We start from the raw sequence: 14,350 nt of genomic DNA on the forward strand, positions 1-14,350 counted from the left end.
TTCGGGGGGCCTGACCCGAAACGGCGCGTGATCAGCCGCTGATGTAGTTGAACAACGAGAGCTTCTGCACCATGGAATAGGACTGCAACGCTGCCTGGTAGCTGGTCTGACGGTTCGTGAACTCGGAGATCGCCTGCACCATGTCGACGTCCTCGACGTTCGAGCGCGTGGTCTGCGCGGCCAGGATGCGCCCGCCCGTGCGGGACTCGACCCCGTCAAGCCGGTTGAGCGTCTCACCCACCATCGCACGGGCGGACTGGAAGCTGCCGAGCACCTGATCCATGTCGGAGATCCCGGCGTTGACCGCCTGCATCACCTGGCCATTGTTGGCATTCGGGTTCGACAGCGCCGCCACCGCACGGTCCAGCGCTTTGAAGACATTGAGATCGGGCGTCGATTCGCCGACGTGGAAGCTGTCGCTGCTCGCATCCGGTGTGCCGGAGACCGCAAACGAGATGCCCGGCACCACGGTGATGGCCTTGCCCGGCTGGTAGGCGAAGCTGGTGTTGCCGTTGGCGTCGGCCATCGCGCTGCCGGTGGCGTCGTCGGTGACGCTGTAGCTCAGCGCGCCGGTGCTCGGATCCTGCGTGAACGCGACGGAGTAGCTGTGGCTGGCCAGGGCGTTCCACGCCGACGGGTCGGTCACCGAGCCGGCGCTGACCCAGCCGCTGCCGGTGTTGGGCGTGGCGGTGGTACCGGCGCTGGTCTCGAACACGCCGTTGCCGCTGCCCACCTGCAGCCAGACCTGGGGGCCGTCGATTGACAGGGGCAGGTTCTCGACGTTCGAGCCGGCCAACCCGCCACCGTTGGCCGCAGAGGTCACGCTGCTGCCGTTGTCCACGTAGGGACCCGAGGTGTTGCCCTGGCGCCCGAAGAGCAGGTTGCCGGCGCCGTCCTGCTGGTTGGCCACCGCGAAGAGCTGGTTGCGCAGCTCCTTGAGCTGGTTGGCCATCGTCAGGCGCTCATTGCCGCTGTAGCCACCGTTGCCGGCGGCCACCAGGGCCTCGCGTGCCCGCTGCGCCAGATCGCCGGCATCGCCCAGCGCCGACTCGGTCAGCGTCATGACGTTGCGGCTGGCATCGAGCGTACGCAGCATGCTGCGCCCGCGGGACTCCTCGACCAGCGCACGTTCGACCTGGGCGGCGGCGGTCGGGTCGTCACCCGGGCGTTCCACGCGCTTGCCGGTGGTCATCTGCTGCTGGGCGCGCGACATCTCTTCCTGGCGGCGCTGCAGGGCGCTCACCGAAGACTCGAAGCTGTAGGCGGTGGAGACCCTCATCGCGGTGCCTCGTGCAGCGCAGGGCCGTCAACGGTGGATCGAAGCGGGATCATGGACATGGCGGGCACCTCAGCTTCCCAGCGAAATCAGCGTGTCGAACACCTTCTGCGCCACCTGCAGCACCTTGGCCGCCGCCTGGTAGCTCTGCTGGAAATGGAGCAACTTGGCGGCCTCCTCATCCAGATTCACCCCGGTGACGGAGCCCAGTTGCTGCTGCGCATCGCTGGCGAGGCTGGATGAGACATCGGCACGCGAGGTGGCGGTCTGAACCCGCACGCCCACATCGGCAATGACCTGCGAGAAATAGTCGGTGAACGTCGAGCCGCTGACCGTGGCCGTGGTGCCCAGCTGCTGCATGGCCAGCGCGTTGGCGTTGTTGCTGCGCGGCGAGGTGATGGAGGCGCTCTGGGCGGAGGCGGCGATGTCGTCGGTGCTCAGTCCGGCACCGACCTTCATGTTCAACGCGCCCAGGGAATCGATCGAGAACAGCGCCGCGCCCGCCACGGGTTGGCCGCTGGCATCCACCTTGAGCGACCAGCCCGCTGCCTGCTGGTTGTTCATGGCGGTGGTGATGCCCTGCGCCATCGTGTCCAGGTGGGTCTTCGCCGCGGCCAGGTCCTCGTCCTGGAACTGCAGCAGGCCAGCCATGCGCCCACCCACCAGCGTGCTGGAGTCGAGCTGGCGTGACACCCCGGCCACGTCGAGCGACACCCGCATCAGCGAGGTGTCGCTGGCGTCGGGGCTGGCCTTGAACTGGTAGGCGTTCGTGCCGACCACCAAGCTCTGGCTGCCGCCCACGAACAGGTTCATCGAGCCGTCGTCCTGCTCGACCCGGTTGACCTGCACGTAGCTGCTCAGCTCCTTGATGAGCTGGTCGCGGGCGTCCAGCAGGTCATTGGGCTTTTGCGGGTTCCCGCGCGTGGCCGCCACCTGGCCGTTCAGGTCGGCGATGCGCTGCGTGAGGTTGTTGACCTCGGCCACGCTGTTCTTCAGGTCCAGCGACACGCCGCTTTGCAGGCTGGCCATGCTCTGGGCCGTGCTGCGGAACATCGAGGCCAGGTCGTCGGCGCGCTCCAGCACCACCCGGCGCGCCGAGGCATCGGCCGGCTCGGCCGCCACGTCGCCAAAGGCATTGAACAGCTGCGTCGCGGTATAGCCCAGCCCGTTTTCCCCGGTGCCGATGCTTGATTCCAGCTGGCCGAGCATCTGGTTGCGCACCTTGTCGGCCGAAGCCTGCGAGTGGGTCTGTGCCACCTGGTCGGTCAGGAAGCCGTTGACCTCCCGCTCGACGGTACGGACTTCCACCCCGCGACCGAAATAGCCCGAGCCGCTGTACAGGCCCGACGCGGTCTCGGCCCTGACCGACTGGCGCGAGTAGCCATCGACACCGGCGTTGGCGATGTTGTGGCCGGTCGTGCTGAGCTGGGCCTGCGCAGCCATCATCCCGCTGGCACCCAGCGAGAGCAGCGAGGTGGGGTTCATGAACGGCTCCTGGCGCCAGTGCGCTGGATGGATCCATGCCGCAACGGGATCGGGGGCGCGGGGCGCGACGGGGCAGTGGACAAGGTGGACACGGGCGTGCTCCGGTTCGGGGTCATGCCGTCACACCCGACGTGCCGAGCCGGGCCGATGCTGCGGAGGCATCGGCCTGATCGACGAGGCGGCGGGTGGTCTGGATCACCCGGCCGAGCTTGGCGGCGTAGTCGGGATCGGTTGCATAGCCGGCGCGCTGAAGTCCGGCGGCAAAGGCCTGGGCGTCATCCGTGCGTTGCATCACACCTGCGTAGCGCGGACTGCCGGAAATCAGCTTGGCGTAGTCCCGGAAGCTCTCCTCATACGACCCATAGGCACGGAATGCGGCCTGCACCTTCTGCGCCCGGCCGTTGATCACCTCGGTGGTGGTGGTGACCACCACCGGGCCGTTCCAGTTGCCACCGGCCTTGATGCCGAAAAGGTTGTGTGAGTTGCTGCCATCGGCAGCGCGGATCTCGCGCCGGCCCCAGCCGGTCTCGTGCGCCGACTGCGCCAGCATGAACTCGGCCGGGATGCCGCTTTGCGCCGCCACGGCCTGCGCCGCGGCGCGGTGGCGCTCGACGAAACGCGCCGCGTTGCCCCCCGTGGCGCCGGCCGCCTCGGGCGCGGCTGCTCCCGAACCGACCGCGACCGCCTGGTAGGCCCCCGCCGCACCCGCCGATGCCACCGGCGCCCAGCGCGCCGCGCCGGTGACGGCACCCGAACCTCCACCCGCACCGCCCCGGGCGCCACTGGCCGGCACACCCATCTGCCGCTCCAACTGCCGCGCGATCGCATCGGCCAAGCCGCCCGGGATGCCGGCGAGCTGGGTGGCGTACTGCTGGTCGAGCATGCCGGTGGCCATCTCGGTGGCCTGGTTGTCGAGCATGCCGGTGGCCATCGTCGAGGCGCGCATGCTCTTCATCAGCTCCTGCATGAACAGCGACTCGAACTGCTTGGCCACTTCGCGGATCGCGCCCTTCGGATCCTTGCGTGCCGTGGCCCGCAGGGCGTCGAGCCCGGCGCCGCCGGTGGCGAGTTGCTGGGTGGAAGCGACCATGGCCGATGCTCGCCCTCGCTCAGATCACTTCGATCTCGGCCTGCAGCGCACCCGCGGCCTTGATCGCCTGCAGGATGGCCAGCAGGTCGGCGGGCGTGGCGCCCAGCGAGTTGAGCGCCCGGACCACCTCGGTGAGCTTGGCACCGGCGGGCAGCTGGATCAGCGAGCCGGGCTCCTGCTTCAACGAGATGTCGACCTTCTCGGTCTGCACGGTCTGGCCGCCCGACAGCGGCGCGGGCTGGCTGACCACCGGCGTGGAGCTGATCGTCACCGACAGGTTGCCGTGCGCCACCGCGCAGGGCCCGAGCGTGACCGCCTGGTTGACCACGATCGAGCCGGTGCGGGCATTGATCACCACCCGCGCGGCCGGCGTGGCCAGTTCGATCGGCAGGTTCTCGATGTCGGCCAGGAAGCCCACGCGCTCGTCGGGCGAGGCGGGCATCTTGACCTTCACGACGCGCCCATCCTGGGCCAGCGCGGTGCCCTTGCCGAACTTGTCGTTGATGGCCCGGGCCACCGCGCGGGCGGTGGCGAAGTCGGCCGAGGAGAGATCCAGCTGCAGGCTATCGCCCTGCGCCAGCGGCGTGGCGACGGCGCGCTCCACCGTGGCGCCGCCAGGGATGCGCCCGGCCGACAGGTGGTTGACCTGTACCTTGGAGCCTCCTGCCGCAGCGCCCGCCCCGGCGATGACCAGATTGCCCTGCGCCAGCGCATAAGTCTGACCGTCCGCGCCGCGCAGGGGGGTCGCGATGAGCGTGCCGCCGCGCAGGCTCTTGGCATTGCCCAGCGAGGCCACCGTGATGTCGATCGGCTGGCCCGGCTGCGCAAACGGCGGCAGCGTGGCGGTGACCATCACCGCCGCGACGTTGCGCACCTGCATGTTCGTGCCTGCAGGCACGGTCACGCCCAGCTGCTGCAGCATCGCCGTCAGGCTCTGCGAGGTGAAGGGCGTCTGGGTGGTCTGGTCACCGGTGCCGTCCAGGCCGACGACCAGGCCGTAGCCGACCAGCTGGTTGTTGCGCACCCCCTGGACGGTGGCCACTTCCTTGATGCGCGCGGCATCGGCCGCCAGCGGCCACCACAGCGCCGCGCTGGCCAGCAGGGATGCCGTGGCGATCGCACGGCGCAACCAAACAGTCTGCGTGTCCATGGGGGTCTGATCCTTCTTTCGTCAGACCCATTCTGGGCAGCCTCAGACCGGCAGAAGATTCAAAAAGAAGCGCCCCAGCCAGCCTATTCCCTGGGCGTCGGCCTGCTGGCCGCGGCCGCGCTGCTCGACGCGCACGTTGGCGATCTGCGCCGAGGCCACCGTGTTGCCGGGCTGGACCGCCCGCGGGTCGACCTGGCCGGAAAAGCGCAGCACGTCGACGTTCTCGTTCACGCCGATCTGCTTTTCGCCGGCAATGACGAGGTGGCCGTTGGGCAGCACCTCGATCACCGTGCAGGTCACCGTGCCCTCGAACTTGTTGGTGTTCTCGGTGCCGCCCTTGCCGGCAAAGGTGTTGCCGCTGGAGGCACCCACGCCAAGCTTGCCCAGCAGCGGCGCCTTCAGGAAGGGGAAGCCGGTGATCGAGCCGTCCACCGTGCCCTTCTTCTCCACCGAGCTGGTGGAGGTGGCGCTGGCGCTGACCTTCTCGACGATCTGCACCGTGAGCGTGTCGCCCACCAGACGGGCGCGGTGGTCCTCGAACAGCGGGCGGTACTGCACCGGCTGGAAGATCGCGCCGTTGTTGACCGGCGCAGGTGCGACGACCACGGGGCGGGCAGTGGTGACCGGTGGCATGTCCACCTTGGCGCTGCTGGGCATGAGCGCGCAGCCGGACAGCGCGCTGCCCAGCGACGCTGCCAGCAGGCACGCGCACCGGCGGTACGGCAACGCGGAAGTAAGAAAGTCGGTCATGGTGCGTTCTCCCCTCACAGCTGCGCCAGGCGCGCCAGCATCTGGTCGGAGGTCGAGATGGCCTTGGAGTTGAGCTCGTAGGCGCGCTGGGTCTGGATCATCGTCACCAGCTCCTCGACCACGTTGACGTTGGAGGTCTCGATGAAGCCCTGCGTGAGCGAGCCCATGCCGTCCGTGCCCGGTGCGCCGGTGTTGGGTGTGCCCGAGGCGGCGGTCTCCGCATACAGGTTGCCCCCCTTGGCCTCCAGGCCGGCGGGGTTGACGAAGTTGGCGATCTGCAACTGGCCGCGCGTCTCGGTGGCGGCCTGGCCGGGTAGTTGCACGCTGACCGTGCCGTCGGCCGCGACGGTGATCGACTGCGCGTTGGGCGGGATCGTGATGCCCGGCATCACCGTGTAGCCGGTGTTGGTGACGAGCTGGCCGCTGGCGCTGAGCTGGAAGGAGCCGTCGCGCGTGTAGGCCGTGCTGCCGTCGGGCATCTGGATCTGGAAGAAGCCGCTGCCCTTGACCGCCACGTCCAGCGGGTTGTTGCTCTGCTGCAGGTTGCCCTGGCTGAACTGCCGCGCCGTGGCCACGGTGCGCACGCCCAGGCCGATCTGCACGCCGGTGGGCAGCTGGGTCTGGTCGGAACTGGCCGCGCCGGACTGGCGCAGCGTCTGGTACATCAGGTCCTCGAAGACCGCGTGTTCCTTCTTGTAGCCGTTGGTGGCGACGTTGGCGAGGTTGTGCGACACGACGTCCAGCTGGGTCTGCTGGGCCTCCATGCCGCTCTTCGAAATCCACAGGGCGCGCATCATGGCGGGGCTCCTCTTTCAGCGCAGCAAGGCGCTCAGTTCATCGACAGCAGCTGCTGGGCCTGCTGCTCGTCCTTCTCGGCGGTCTGCATCGAGCGCATCTGCATCTCGAACTGGCGCGCCGCGGAAATCATCGCCACCATGGTCTCGACCGCGCTCACGTTCGAGCCCTCCAGCGCGCCGTCCTGCAGCCGCGCGGTGGCGTCGGCCGGCAGCGGGTCGCCGCCCGGGGCGCGGAACAGCCCGTCGTCGCCACGCTGCAGCGGCGCCTCGGGCGTCACCAGCTTGAGCCGCCCCACGGGGGTCAGCGAGCCGTTGGGCGCGCGGGCGGTGATCGAGCCATCGCTGGCGATCTGCAGTTCGCTGTTGGCCGGCGCGGTGATCGGGCCGCCGTCGCCCAGCACGCTCAGCCCGCTGCGGTTGACCAAGGTGCCGTCGTTGGCAATGTCCAGCGAGCCGGCCCGGGTGTAGGCCTCGGTGCCGTCGCGCGCCTGCACCGCCAGCCAGGCGTTGCCCCGCATCGCCACGTCCAGGTTTCGGCTGGTGGCGCTGACCACCCCGGCCTCCGGGTTGTAGCCCACCGTCGTCTCCAACGCATAGGCCCGCGTGGTCGCACCGTCGCCACGCACCGGCACGGCGCGGAAGGCCTGCATCTCGGCGCGAAAGCCGTTGGTCGAGACGTTTGCCAGGTTGTTCGACAGCAGCTCCTGGCGCTGCATCGTCGCCTTGGCGCCACCCATCGAGAGGTAGATCCTGCGGTCCATGGCGGCTCCTCGTCAGTCGGTCGCTGGGTCGGCCTGCGGCGGCATCAGCGCAGCGAGACCAGCGTCTGCAGCACCGAGTCCTGCGTCTTGATGGTCTGTGCGTTGGCCTGGTAGACGCGCTGCGCGGTGATCATGTTGACCAGCTCGGAGGTCAGGTCCACGTTGGACTCCTCCAGCGCGCCGGCCTGCAACGAGCCCAGGCTGCCAGACTGGGGGGCCCCCACCGCGTTGGCCAGGCCGGACTCGCCCGTGGCGCGCCACAGGTTGCCGCCCAGCGGCTGCAGGCCCTGCGGGTTGCGGAAGTTGGCCAGCGGGATCTGGCCGGCCGCGGCGGTCTGGCCATTGGTGTAGCTGGCGGTGAGCACGCCATCGGGGCCCACGCTGATGTCGGCGATGCGTCCGGGCGCGCGCCCGCCGACCTGGTTCAGGTCGGTGACGCTGAACTGGCTGGCGTACTGCGTGATGCCGCTGAAGTCCACGCCGCCGGTGCCGGCGGTGGCGTCGTAGGTGAGGTCGACCGCGGTATGGGTGCCGCTGGCGGGGATGCTCAGGCTGAAGCGCGGCGTGCCAACGACCGCGCCGGAGGCGTCGAAGGTCAGCGTCTGCAGCACCGTGGAGCCCGAGGCATCGGCGAGCGTGGCGCCGTCGGCGGTGGCATAGACCTCCCAGGTGTCGTTGGTCGCCGGCGTGGCCGACGGATCGCCCTCGGCGGTCTTGCGGAAGTAGTAGCTCACCTCGACCGCCTCGCCGGCGCTGTCGTACACCGTCATCGAGGTGGCCTTGTTGTAGGACTGCGTGTTGGCCGGGTCGAAGGCCGCGGTGATCACGTCGCCGCGGGAGTCCAGGTTGATCTCCGCGGACACGCCGGTGGACATCGCCGGCGAGATCAGCCCGGTGGGCAGTTGCAGCGGCGCGAGCGTGCCGGTGGCGATCGCACCGGAGGCATCCAGCGCGTAGCCGAGCAGCTTGGCGCCATCGGTGCTGGTGATGAAGCCTTCCTTGTCCAGCTTGAACTGCCCATTGCGGGTGTACAGCGGCAGCGCGTCGGCACCGGCGTCCGAGCCGGTGTCCTGCACCATGAAGAAGCCCGCGCCGTTGATGGCGATGTCCAGCGGGTTGCTGGTGCTGGTGATCGAGCCCTGGCTGAACTGCTGCGCCACGTCGGCCAGCCGCACGCCGATGCCGATGTCGCCCGTCATCATGCCGTTCACCGAGGTGGCGTACATGTCGGCGAATTCGGCCCGCGAGGCCTTGGCGCCGTAGGTGTTGGCGTTGGCGATGTTGTTGCCGATCACCTCCAGGTTCTTGCTGGAAGCGTTCAGTCCGGACAGGCCTTGCTGGAAATTCATGGGATCGGCTCCTGGAGAGGTCGGGGCAGTCGGGTCGGTCGGGTCGCCGGGGGGACGTTCAGTTCGAGAAGGCCTTGACGTCGCTGTAGGCCACGCTGCCGCCGCCCGCCAGCTGCAGCGTGAGCGTGCTGCCGCTGGTGCTGACGGACTGCACCGCATCGCGCATCAGCGGCGTGGCGGTCACGGTCTGGGTGCCGCGGGTGGCCACCACGCGAAAGCGCAGGCCGGTGGTGTCGGCAAGCCCCTCGGGGGCAGTCCACTCGAAGGCATGCCGCCCGCTGGTCTCCGCCCCCAGGTCCAGCGTGTCCACCACCCGCCCGGCGCCATTGAGCACCTCGACCTTGACCGAATCGGCCGCGCCGGACAGGTCGAAGGCGGCCTGGCCCGTGCCCGTCCCCTCCTCCACCGCCAGCGCATTGCCGGAGACCAGCACGCCCTTGCCGACCAGCGAGGCGCTCTGCAGGGCCTGCATCTGCAGGAACTGCGAGGTCATCGACTGGATGCTCTCGTTGACCTTCTCGATGCCCGAGACGGTGTTGATCTGCGCCATCTGGCTGGTGACCTGGGCGTTGTCCATCGGGCTCAACGGATCCTGGTTCTTCATCTGCGTGACCAGCAGCTTCAGGAAGCGGTCGGCCGCCTCGCTGGTGGCACTCTGCGTCGTGCTGCTGCCGTTGAGTTGCTGGTACAGGGATGCGGCATCGCTGCTGCCGGAGACGGAGGTGGTGCTCATGCGGGTCTACCTTTGGCTTGATCAGCTGCCCTGCCCCATCTGCAGGGTCTTGAGCAGCAGGGTCTTGGCGGTGTTCATCACTTCGACGTTGTTCTGGTACGAGCGCGAGGCCGAGATCATGTTGACCATCTCCTCCACCGCGTTGACGTTGGCGTAGGTGACGTAGCCGTCCGCGTCCGCCGCCGGGTGCTTCGGGTCGTGCACGCGCCGCCCGGGCGTCTGGTCCTCCAGCACCTGCGCCACGCGCACACCGGCAGCGCCCTGGTCGCCCATCGGCTGGGTCTGGAACAGCACCTGGCGGGCCTTGAAGCTCTGGCCGTCGGGGCCGGCCACGGTATCGGCATTGGCCAGGTTGGTGGCCACCGTGTTGAGGCGCTGGCTCTGCGCGCTGACGGCACTGCCAGCGACGCTGAAGATGTTGAGCATGGACATCGCAGGGCTCCTTGCGGGTCAGGCCGCCAGCCTCACTGACCCTTGATGGCGTTGAGCATCGTGCTCACACTGCCGTTCAGGAATCTCAGCGTGGCTTCGTACTTCACGGCGTTGTCGGCAAAGTTCGCGCGCTCGCGGTCCATGTCGACGGTGTTGCGATCCAGGTTGGTCTGGCTGGCCGAGGCGTAGAGCAGCCCGGTTTCGCTGGCGGCCCCGGTCTTGGGTGTCAGGTGGCCGGCATGCGTCGCGGCCATGGACTGGGGCAACGCCTGCGTGCCGGTGGCCTGCCGCAGCGCGGTGGCGAAATCCATGTCGCGCGCCACGTAGCCTGGCGTGTCCGCGTTGGCGATGTTGCTGGCCAGCAGGCGCTGCCGCTCGGCACGCAGCACCAGCGCTTCGGACTGGAAGGCGAGCGGGTCGGAAAGACGGTCGAGCATGGGGGCAATCCGTGGCGGGGCGGGCGAGGCAGAAGAGGTCGGCGCCCGGCCAGCAGGCCCGGTGGGCGGCCGGACCCCGGCTTGCTGTCATTCTTGGACGGCTCGCCCCCGAACATGAGCGTGAAAAGGACCCTTCCAGCCACCCATCTCCGCTCTTGCCCGGGCGCAGCCGCGCCCTAGAGTCCTGGCCCATGGTCACCCCGTCCCTGCCTTCGCCCGCGCGCAGCCAAAGCCGCGCCGCCGCGTGGGCGGCGTGCCTGGCCGGGGCCAGCCTCGCGCTGGGCTCCGGCGGCCACGTGCTGGCAGCCAACGCCGGAGGCGTGGGGACCGGAGCCGCCACCGAGGCGGCGGACTCAGCCGTCGCCTCGATCGCCCAGGCCCTGGCATTGACGCAGCAGAGCGTGCGCGTACCCGCTGGCGCGCGCGTCGAGGTGATCCCCGGGGCGCTCGACCCCCGTCTGAAGCTGGCGCCCTGCGCCCGTATCGAGCCGCAGATTCCCCCCGGTGCACGCGCCTGGGGCCGCACCCGCGTGGCCCTGCGCTGCGTGAGCGGACCAGTGCGCTGGCAGGTCTACCTGCCGCTGACGGTACAGGTCTGGGCCCGCGCTGCGGTCCTGGCCACGGCACAGCCCGCGGGCAGCACGCTCACGGCCGCCGACCTGCAACTCGCCGAGGTGGACCTGGCCGCGGCACTGGCCCCAGCCTTCACCGCGCCGGGCGACCTGGTCGGCCGCACGCTGGCCGTCGCCCTGCCGGCGGGCGCCACCGTGCGCGCCGACCTGCTGCGCCAGCGCCAGTGGTTCCAGGCCGGCGAGACCGTCACCGTCGTCGCGCAGGGGCAGGGCTACGCCGTGTCTGGCGAGGCCCAGGCGTTGGGCAATGGCGTCGAAGGCCAGAGCGTGCGCCTGCGCACCGACAGCGGCCGCATCATCACCGCGATGCCGGTGGGCACGCGCCGCGTGGAGCTGCCGCTGTGAAGCCGCTTCACCCCGCCGTACCCCCCCGAATTCGGGAATGGCGCCCTCAAGTCCGCCGAAGGGACTCCGAAAAGTGGGTGGACAGTGTTCTGGCAATCCGACCCGCACAGAACCGAAGCGGTTGCACGGCCGCCGACGGTGCCCCGGCACCCTCGATGCAGGACCGTGCCGCACAATCGGCGCTGTCAGACCTCGCTTGCAAGAACTCAGATCTGGACCGGTATCGGCGCCAAGGAGTACGTGATGAAAATCGGCAACACGGCAGTTTCCCCCAACGTCGCACCCGTGGGCCAGCCCGCCACGCGCGGCGCTGCCGACGGTGCACGCACCAGCAACACCTCGTCCGCTGGCAACGCCAGCGGCACTGGCGAGGCCAGCGCCACCGTGAGCCTGTCTGGAGCAGCCAAGGCGCTGCTCGATGGTGCCGACGGCACCTTCGACGCCAACAAGGTCGAGCAGGTGCGCCAGTCGATCGCCGACGGCAGCTACAAGGTGAACGCCGAAACCATCGCCGACAAGCTGCTCGCCAATGCCCAGGAAGTGCTGGGCAAGTCCGGCAGCGCTCGTTGAGCCAGGGCGGCGTTGCCCTTGCGGGTGCGTTGCCCGATCTCGTTTGCCTGACCTTTCGCGCCCGGGCTACAAGCCAGGTGCGCGGCGTCAGCCTTGCCCGCTTCTGACCGAGCCCCCGCCATGAACGCACCGTTGCCGAACACAGATCCGACCGAACGGGGGCTCCCCGCCCAGGGCCACGACCCGGTGCTCGAAGGCCTGTTGCAGGCGGTGGAAACCGAGCTCGGGGACCTCGGCGAGGCGCTGCGCCGGCGCGACATCGGCGGCATCGAGTCGCACGCCCAGGCGCTGCACCGAGCCCTGGAGCGCGCGGTGGACAGCTTTACCCGCGCAGCCCGGGCGGGCGGTGGGGTCCCCCCGGCGTTGCGCTCGCGGCTGGTGACTGCCGGAGGCCAGGTGGCTGCACAGCGCGAGTCACTGGCTCGCGCCACGGTGGCCCTGGATCGCGCGATGGACGTCCTGATGCCCGGCGGCAGCCCGGCGGTCTACGGCGCCACTGGTGCGCGCAGCCTGAGTGCCTACCAGAACTGAGCAGCAGCCCGGCTCAGGCAGCATCCACTGGTGAAGGGCCCGCGATCGGGGCTCGACACCGGGTCCGGATGACGCAACACGGCTGCGCAGGATGACTGCGCGGCACCAACAACAACGGCCCTCACGGGCCGTTGTTGTTTTCTGCGCCTTTTGGCACCTTCAGCACTTGGCGGCCGCCATGCAGCCGGATTGCGATCAACAACCTGCCATCGGGCGAGGCGGGGCAGGTCAGTCGTCGCGCCGCGAAATGCCGACCATCACCGCGGCACGCACGATGTCCTGCACCAGCGCATCATCGACCGGCTGGCTGTAGCGCTGCTTCATGTGGCGGATGCCCTTGCCCACGCCCTCCAGCTCGGGGAACTCCGCACCCAGCATCGCGCCGTTGAATACCTGCAGGTGCGCATGCGCCTTGTGCGTGACGATGGCGAGCAGGTTGCGCCCCTCGCTCACGAAAGTGAGGTTGCCCCACTTCACGGTCTGCTCCAGCTGCGGCGCCGCCGCAAGCACCGCCTGCTGCAGCGCGCGCGCCGTCGCCACCTGGTTGGGCGCGAGCGTGTCGAAATAGGTGGCCACGAGGGCACTGGGGCGAACGAGATGACGCATGAAACTTCTTCCGTCTCGCACTGGGCGACGGGCGCTGCCCGATGATGGGCCGCGCGGCCGACCGATCGGGCCGGCGCGATGCGAGCACACAGGCGACCACCGCGTCAGATACCGGACCCAACGGGACCGGCATGCAGGCGATTGGTGCAGCCCGTCATGTGCTCCAGACCGTGCAAGGCGTGAACAATGACACGGTCATGCTAACAAACTCTGCCATCCCCCTGCCGCGCAACAGCGCCGGCCGGAGGGTATCCAGCGTCAGTGCAGTGCCGTCGAATCGCCGTAGTGGCGGCCGAGTTGCAGCGACAGTTGCCGCAGCTGCCACGAGCTGCTGCCATGGCCCAGTGCGATGCGCTCGCGTGCGTACGCACGGTCCTGGCCCATGCGCAGCAGTTGCACCGGCCAGCCTTCCGCGGCCATCAGGCGCTGGAAGCGCTCCAGCACGGCGCGCTCCAGACGCGGTGCAGCCGGCCCGGCGGACCGGCCGTCCTCCACCGCCCGCCGGGCGTCCTGCGCCTGCTGCCAGGCCGACATCAGCGGCGCAAAGGCCGAGACGCAGCGGAATTCGGTGGGCAGTTCGTCGGGGAGGTGTTCGGTCACCTCGGGTCGTGGGAGCAGCATGGCCACCTCGGTTCAGTTGGACTGATCGTCAATGACACCGAGCGTAGCCGCACCCCCCGCGAACGAAGGGTTGATAAGGGCAACCGGCCGGGCCCACTCCCGGCTCAAGCCGCGCGCAAATCTGCCGTTTCGGGCTGACCTGCGCGCAGCGCCGCCCCGTTCACCCGAAGGGTTCAGGTCTTCGGCAGGGTCACGCCGACCTGACCCTGGTATTTGCCGCCACGGTCCTTGTAGCTGGTCTCGCAGACCTCGTCGCTCTCGAAGAACAGCACCTGGGCGCAGCCCTCGCCAGCGTAGATCTTGGCCGGCAGCGGCGTGGTGTTGCTGAACTCCAGCGTCACGTAGCCCTCCCATTCCGGCTCGAAGGGCGTCACGTTGACGATGATCCCGCAGCGCGCGTAGGTGCTCTTGCCCAGGCAGACCGTCAGTACGCTGCGCGGGATCCGGAAGTACTCCACCGTGCGGGCCAGCGCGAAGCTGTTGGGCGGGATGATGCAGACATCGCCCTTGAAGTCCACGAAGCTTTTCTCGTCGAAGTTCTTCGGATCCACCACCGTCGAGTGCACGTTGGTGAAGATCTTGAACTCGTCGGCGCAGCGGATGTCGTAGCCATAGCTGCTGGTGCCATAGCTGACGATCTTGTGGCCGTCGCTCGCGTAGCGAACCTGGCCGGGCTCGAAGGGCTCGATCATCTGGTGCTGCTCGGCCATGCGGCGGATCCACTTGTCGCTCTTGATGCTCATGCGCTTTCTTTCCAGGGCACCCCGCCCGGCCCGTCGCACCTG

Annotated in this window: 17 protein-coding genes; 3 read left to right on the forward strand and 14 right to left on the reverse strand. The window is 69.1% G+C overall.

Translation table 11 applies throughout. From position 1 onward, the window contains the following. Positions 1-31: 31 nt before the first annotated feature. The 11 genes from flgL to flgB form a co-directional block, all read right to left on the reverse strand. On the reverse strand, positions 32-1,279 hold the full coding sequence (gene flgL, locus NGK70_RS18820; protein ID WP_251970014.1) for a flagellar hook-associated protein FlgL: 1,248 nt from the start codon (positions 1,277-1,279) through the stop codon (positions 32-34). Between the two features lie 69 nt (positions 1,280-1,348). Beyond that, positions 1,349-2,761 (reverse strand): flagellar hook-associated protein FlgK, encoded by a 1,413-nt coding sequence (flgK, locus tag NGK70_RS18825; RefSeq protein WP_251970015.1) that lies wholly within the window; start codon positions 2,759-2,761, stop codon positions 1,349-1,351. A gap of 112 nt (positions 2,762-2,873) precedes the next feature. Beyond that, positions 2,874-3,851: a flagellar assembly peptidoglycan hydrolase FlgJ gene (flgJ, locus tag NGK70_RS18830; protein WP_251970016.1), complete on the reverse strand. Its 978-nt coding sequence runs from the start codon at positions 3,849-3,851 to the stop codon at positions 2,874-2,876. Positions 3,852-3,870: 19 nt separating this feature from the next. After that, complete coding sequence (locus tag NGK70_RS18835) at positions 3,871-5,001, reverse strand: flagellar basal body P-ring protein FlgI (protein ID WP_251970017.1); 1,131 nt, start codon at positions 4,999-5,001, stop codon at positions 3,871-3,873. Positions 5,002-5,043: 42 nt separating this feature from the next. Next, positions 5,044-5,751: a flagellar basal body L-ring protein FlgH gene (locus tag NGK70_RS18840; protein ID WP_251970018.1), complete on the reverse strand. Its 708-nt coding sequence runs from the start codon at positions 5,749-5,751 to the stop codon at positions 5,044-5,046. 14 nt (positions 5,752-5,765) lie between these two features. Further along, the gene (flgG, locus tag NGK70_RS18845) at positions 5,766-6,548 is read right to left on the reverse strand and encodes a flagellar basal-body rod protein FlgG (RefSeq protein WP_251970019.1); all 783 of its coding nucleotides are present in this window, start codon (positions 6,546-6,548) and stop codon (positions 5,766-5,768) included. Positions 6,549-6,580: 32 nt separating this feature from the next. Then, positions 6,581-7,309, reverse strand: coding sequence for a flagellar basal-body rod protein FlgF (gene flgF / locus NGK70_RS18850; protein WP_251970020.1), 729 nt, complete (start codon positions 7,307-7,309; stop codon positions 6,581-6,583). Positions 7,310-7,353: 44 nt separating this feature from the next. After that, positions 7,354-8,658 carry a flagellar hook protein FlgE gene (gene flgE, locus NGK70_RS18855; protein WP_251970021.1) on the reverse strand — a complete coding sequence of 435 codons (1,305 nt, stop codon included), beginning with the start codon at positions 8,656-8,658 and terminating at the stop codon, positions 7,354-7,356. 58 nt (positions 8,659-8,716) lie between these two features. Then, a complete protein-coding gene (locus NGK70_RS18860) occupies positions 8,717-9,391 on the reverse strand; it encodes a flagellar hook assembly protein FlgD (RefSeq protein WP_251970022.1) in 675 nt (224 codons plus the stop codon). Positions 9,392-9,412: 21 nt separating this feature from the next. After that, on the reverse strand, positions 9,413-9,823 hold the full coding sequence (flgC, locus tag NGK70_RS18865; protein ID WP_251970023.1) for a flagellar basal body rod protein FlgC: 411 nt from the start codon (positions 9,821-9,823) through the stop codon (positions 9,413-9,415). 32 nt (positions 9,824-9,855) lie between these two features. Continuing rightward, positions 9,856-10,260: a flagellar basal body rod protein FlgB gene (flgB, locus tag NGK70_RS18870; protein WP_251970024.1), complete on the reverse strand. Its 405-nt coding sequence runs from the start codon at positions 10,258-10,260 to the stop codon at positions 9,856-9,858. A 191-nt stretch (positions 10,261-10,451) separates the two neighbouring features. Here flgB and flgA point away from each other — a divergent pair, with 191 nt between their 5' ends. The 3 genes from flgA (at position 10,452) to NGK70_RS18885 (ending at position 12,338) form a co-directional block, all read left to right on the forward strand. Further along, positions 10,452-11,237 carry a flagellar basal body P-ring formation chaperone FlgA gene (gene flgA, locus NGK70_RS18875; RefSeq protein ID WP_251970025.1) on the forward strand — a complete coding sequence of 262 codons (786 nt, stop codon included), beginning with the start codon at positions 10,452-10,454 and terminating at the stop codon, positions 11,235-11,237. Between the two features lie 243 nt (positions 11,238-11,480). Continuing rightward, positions 11,481-11,807 (forward strand): flagellar biosynthesis anti-sigma factor FlgM, encoded by a 327-nt coding sequence (flgM, locus tag NGK70_RS18880; RefSeq protein ID WP_251970026.1) that lies wholly within the window; start codon positions 11,481-11,483, stop codon positions 11,805-11,807. Between the two features lie 120 nt (positions 11,808-11,927). Continuing rightward, on the forward strand, positions 11,928-12,338 hold the full coding sequence (locus NGK70_RS18885) for a hypothetical protein (protein ID WP_251970027.1): 411 nt from the start codon (positions 11,928-11,930) through the stop codon (positions 12,336-12,338). Positions 12,339-12,566: 228 nt separating this feature from the next. Here NGK70_RS18885 and NGK70_RS18890 read toward each other — a convergent pair whose 3' ends face one another. From NGK70_RS18890 to dcd, 3 genes are all read right to left on the reverse strand, one after another. Further along, entirely contained in the window at positions 12,567-12,944 is a 378-nt protein-coding gene (locus NGK70_RS18890) for a DUF1801 domain-containing protein (RefSeq protein WP_251970028.1), read from the reverse strand. A gap of 258 nt (positions 12,945-13,202) precedes the next feature. After that, entirely contained in the window at positions 13,203-13,565 is a 363-nt protein-coding gene (locus NGK70_RS18895) for a hypothetical protein (protein WP_251970029.1), read from the reverse strand. Between the two features lie 173 nt (positions 13,566-13,738). Next, on the reverse strand, positions 13,739-14,308 hold the full coding sequence (gene dcd / locus NGK70_RS18900; protein ID WP_251970030.1) for a dCTP deaminase: 570 nt from the start codon (positions 14,306-14,308) through the stop codon (positions 13,739-13,741). Positions 14,309-14,350 lie beyond the last annotated feature (42 nt).

It is taken from the genome of Sphaerotilus microaerophilus (assembly GCF_023734135.1).
Classification (GTDB): domain Bacteria; phylum Pseudomonadota; class Gammaproteobacteria; order Burkholderiales; family Burkholderiaceae_C; genus Sphaerotilus; species Sphaerotilus microaerophilus.

Coding starts and splice junctions, on each gene's coding strand:
- flgL (WP_251970014.1), bottom strand. CDS start 1,279: ATGAGGGTCTCCACCGCCTACAGCTTCGAGTCTTCGGTGAGCGCCCTG.
- flgK (WP_251970015.1), bottom strand. CDS start 2,761: ATGAACCCCACCTCGCTGCTCTCGCTGGGTGCCAGCGGGATGATGGCT.
- flgJ (WP_251970016.1), bottom strand. CDS start 3,851: ATGGTCGCTTCCACCCAGCAACTCGCCACCGGCGGCGCCGGGCTCGAC.
- NGK70_RS18835 (WP_251970017.1), bottom strand. CDS start 5,001: ATGGACACGCAGACTGTTTGGTTGCGCCGTGCGATCGCCACGGCATCC.
- NGK70_RS18840 (WP_251970018.1), bottom strand. CDS start 5,751: ATGACCGACTTTCTTACTTCCGCGTTGCCGTACCGCCGGTGCGCGTGC.
- flgG (WP_251970019.1), bottom strand. CDS start 6,548: ATGATGCGCGCCCTGTGGATTTCGAAGAGCGGCATGGAGGCCCAGCAG.
- flgF (WP_251970020.1), bottom strand. CDS start 7,309: ATGGACCGCAGGATCTACCTCTCGATGGGTGGCGCCAAGGCGACGATG.
- flgE (WP_251970021.1), bottom strand. CDS start 8,658: ATGAATTTCCAGCAAGGCCTGTCCGGACTGAACGCTTCCAGCAAGAAC.
- NGK70_RS18860 (WP_251970022.1), bottom strand. CDS start 9,391: ATGAGCACCACCTCCGTCTCCGGCAGCAGCGATGCCGCATCCCTGTAC.
- flgC (WP_251970023.1), bottom strand. CDS start 9,823: ATGTCCATGCTCAACATCTTCAGCGTCGCTGGCAGTGCCGTCAGCGCG.
- flgB (WP_251970024.1), bottom strand. CDS start 10,260: ATGCTCGACCGTCTTTCCGACCCGCTCGCCTTCCAGTCCGAAGCGCTG.
- flgA (WP_251970025.1), top strand. CDS start 10,452: ATGGTCACCCCGTCCCTGCCTTCGCCCGCGCGCAGCCAAAGCCGCGCC.
- flgM (WP_251970026.1), top strand. CDS start 11,481: ATGAAAATCGGCAACACGGCAGTTTCCCCCAACGTCGCACCCGTGGGC.
- NGK70_RS18885 (WP_251970027.1), top strand. CDS start 11,928: ATGAACGCACCGTTGCCGAACACAGATCCGACCGAACGGGGGCTCCCC.
- NGK70_RS18890 (WP_251970028.1), bottom strand. CDS start 12,944: ATGCGTCATCTCGTTCGCCCCAGTGCCCTCGTGGCCACCTATTTCGAC.
- NGK70_RS18895 (WP_251970029.1), bottom strand. CDS start 13,565: ATGCTGCTCCCACGACCCGAGGTGACCGAACACCTCCCCGACGAACTG.
- dcd (WP_251970030.1), bottom strand. CDS start 14,308: ATGAGCATCAAGAGCGACAAGTGGATCCGCCGCATGGCCGAGCAGCAC.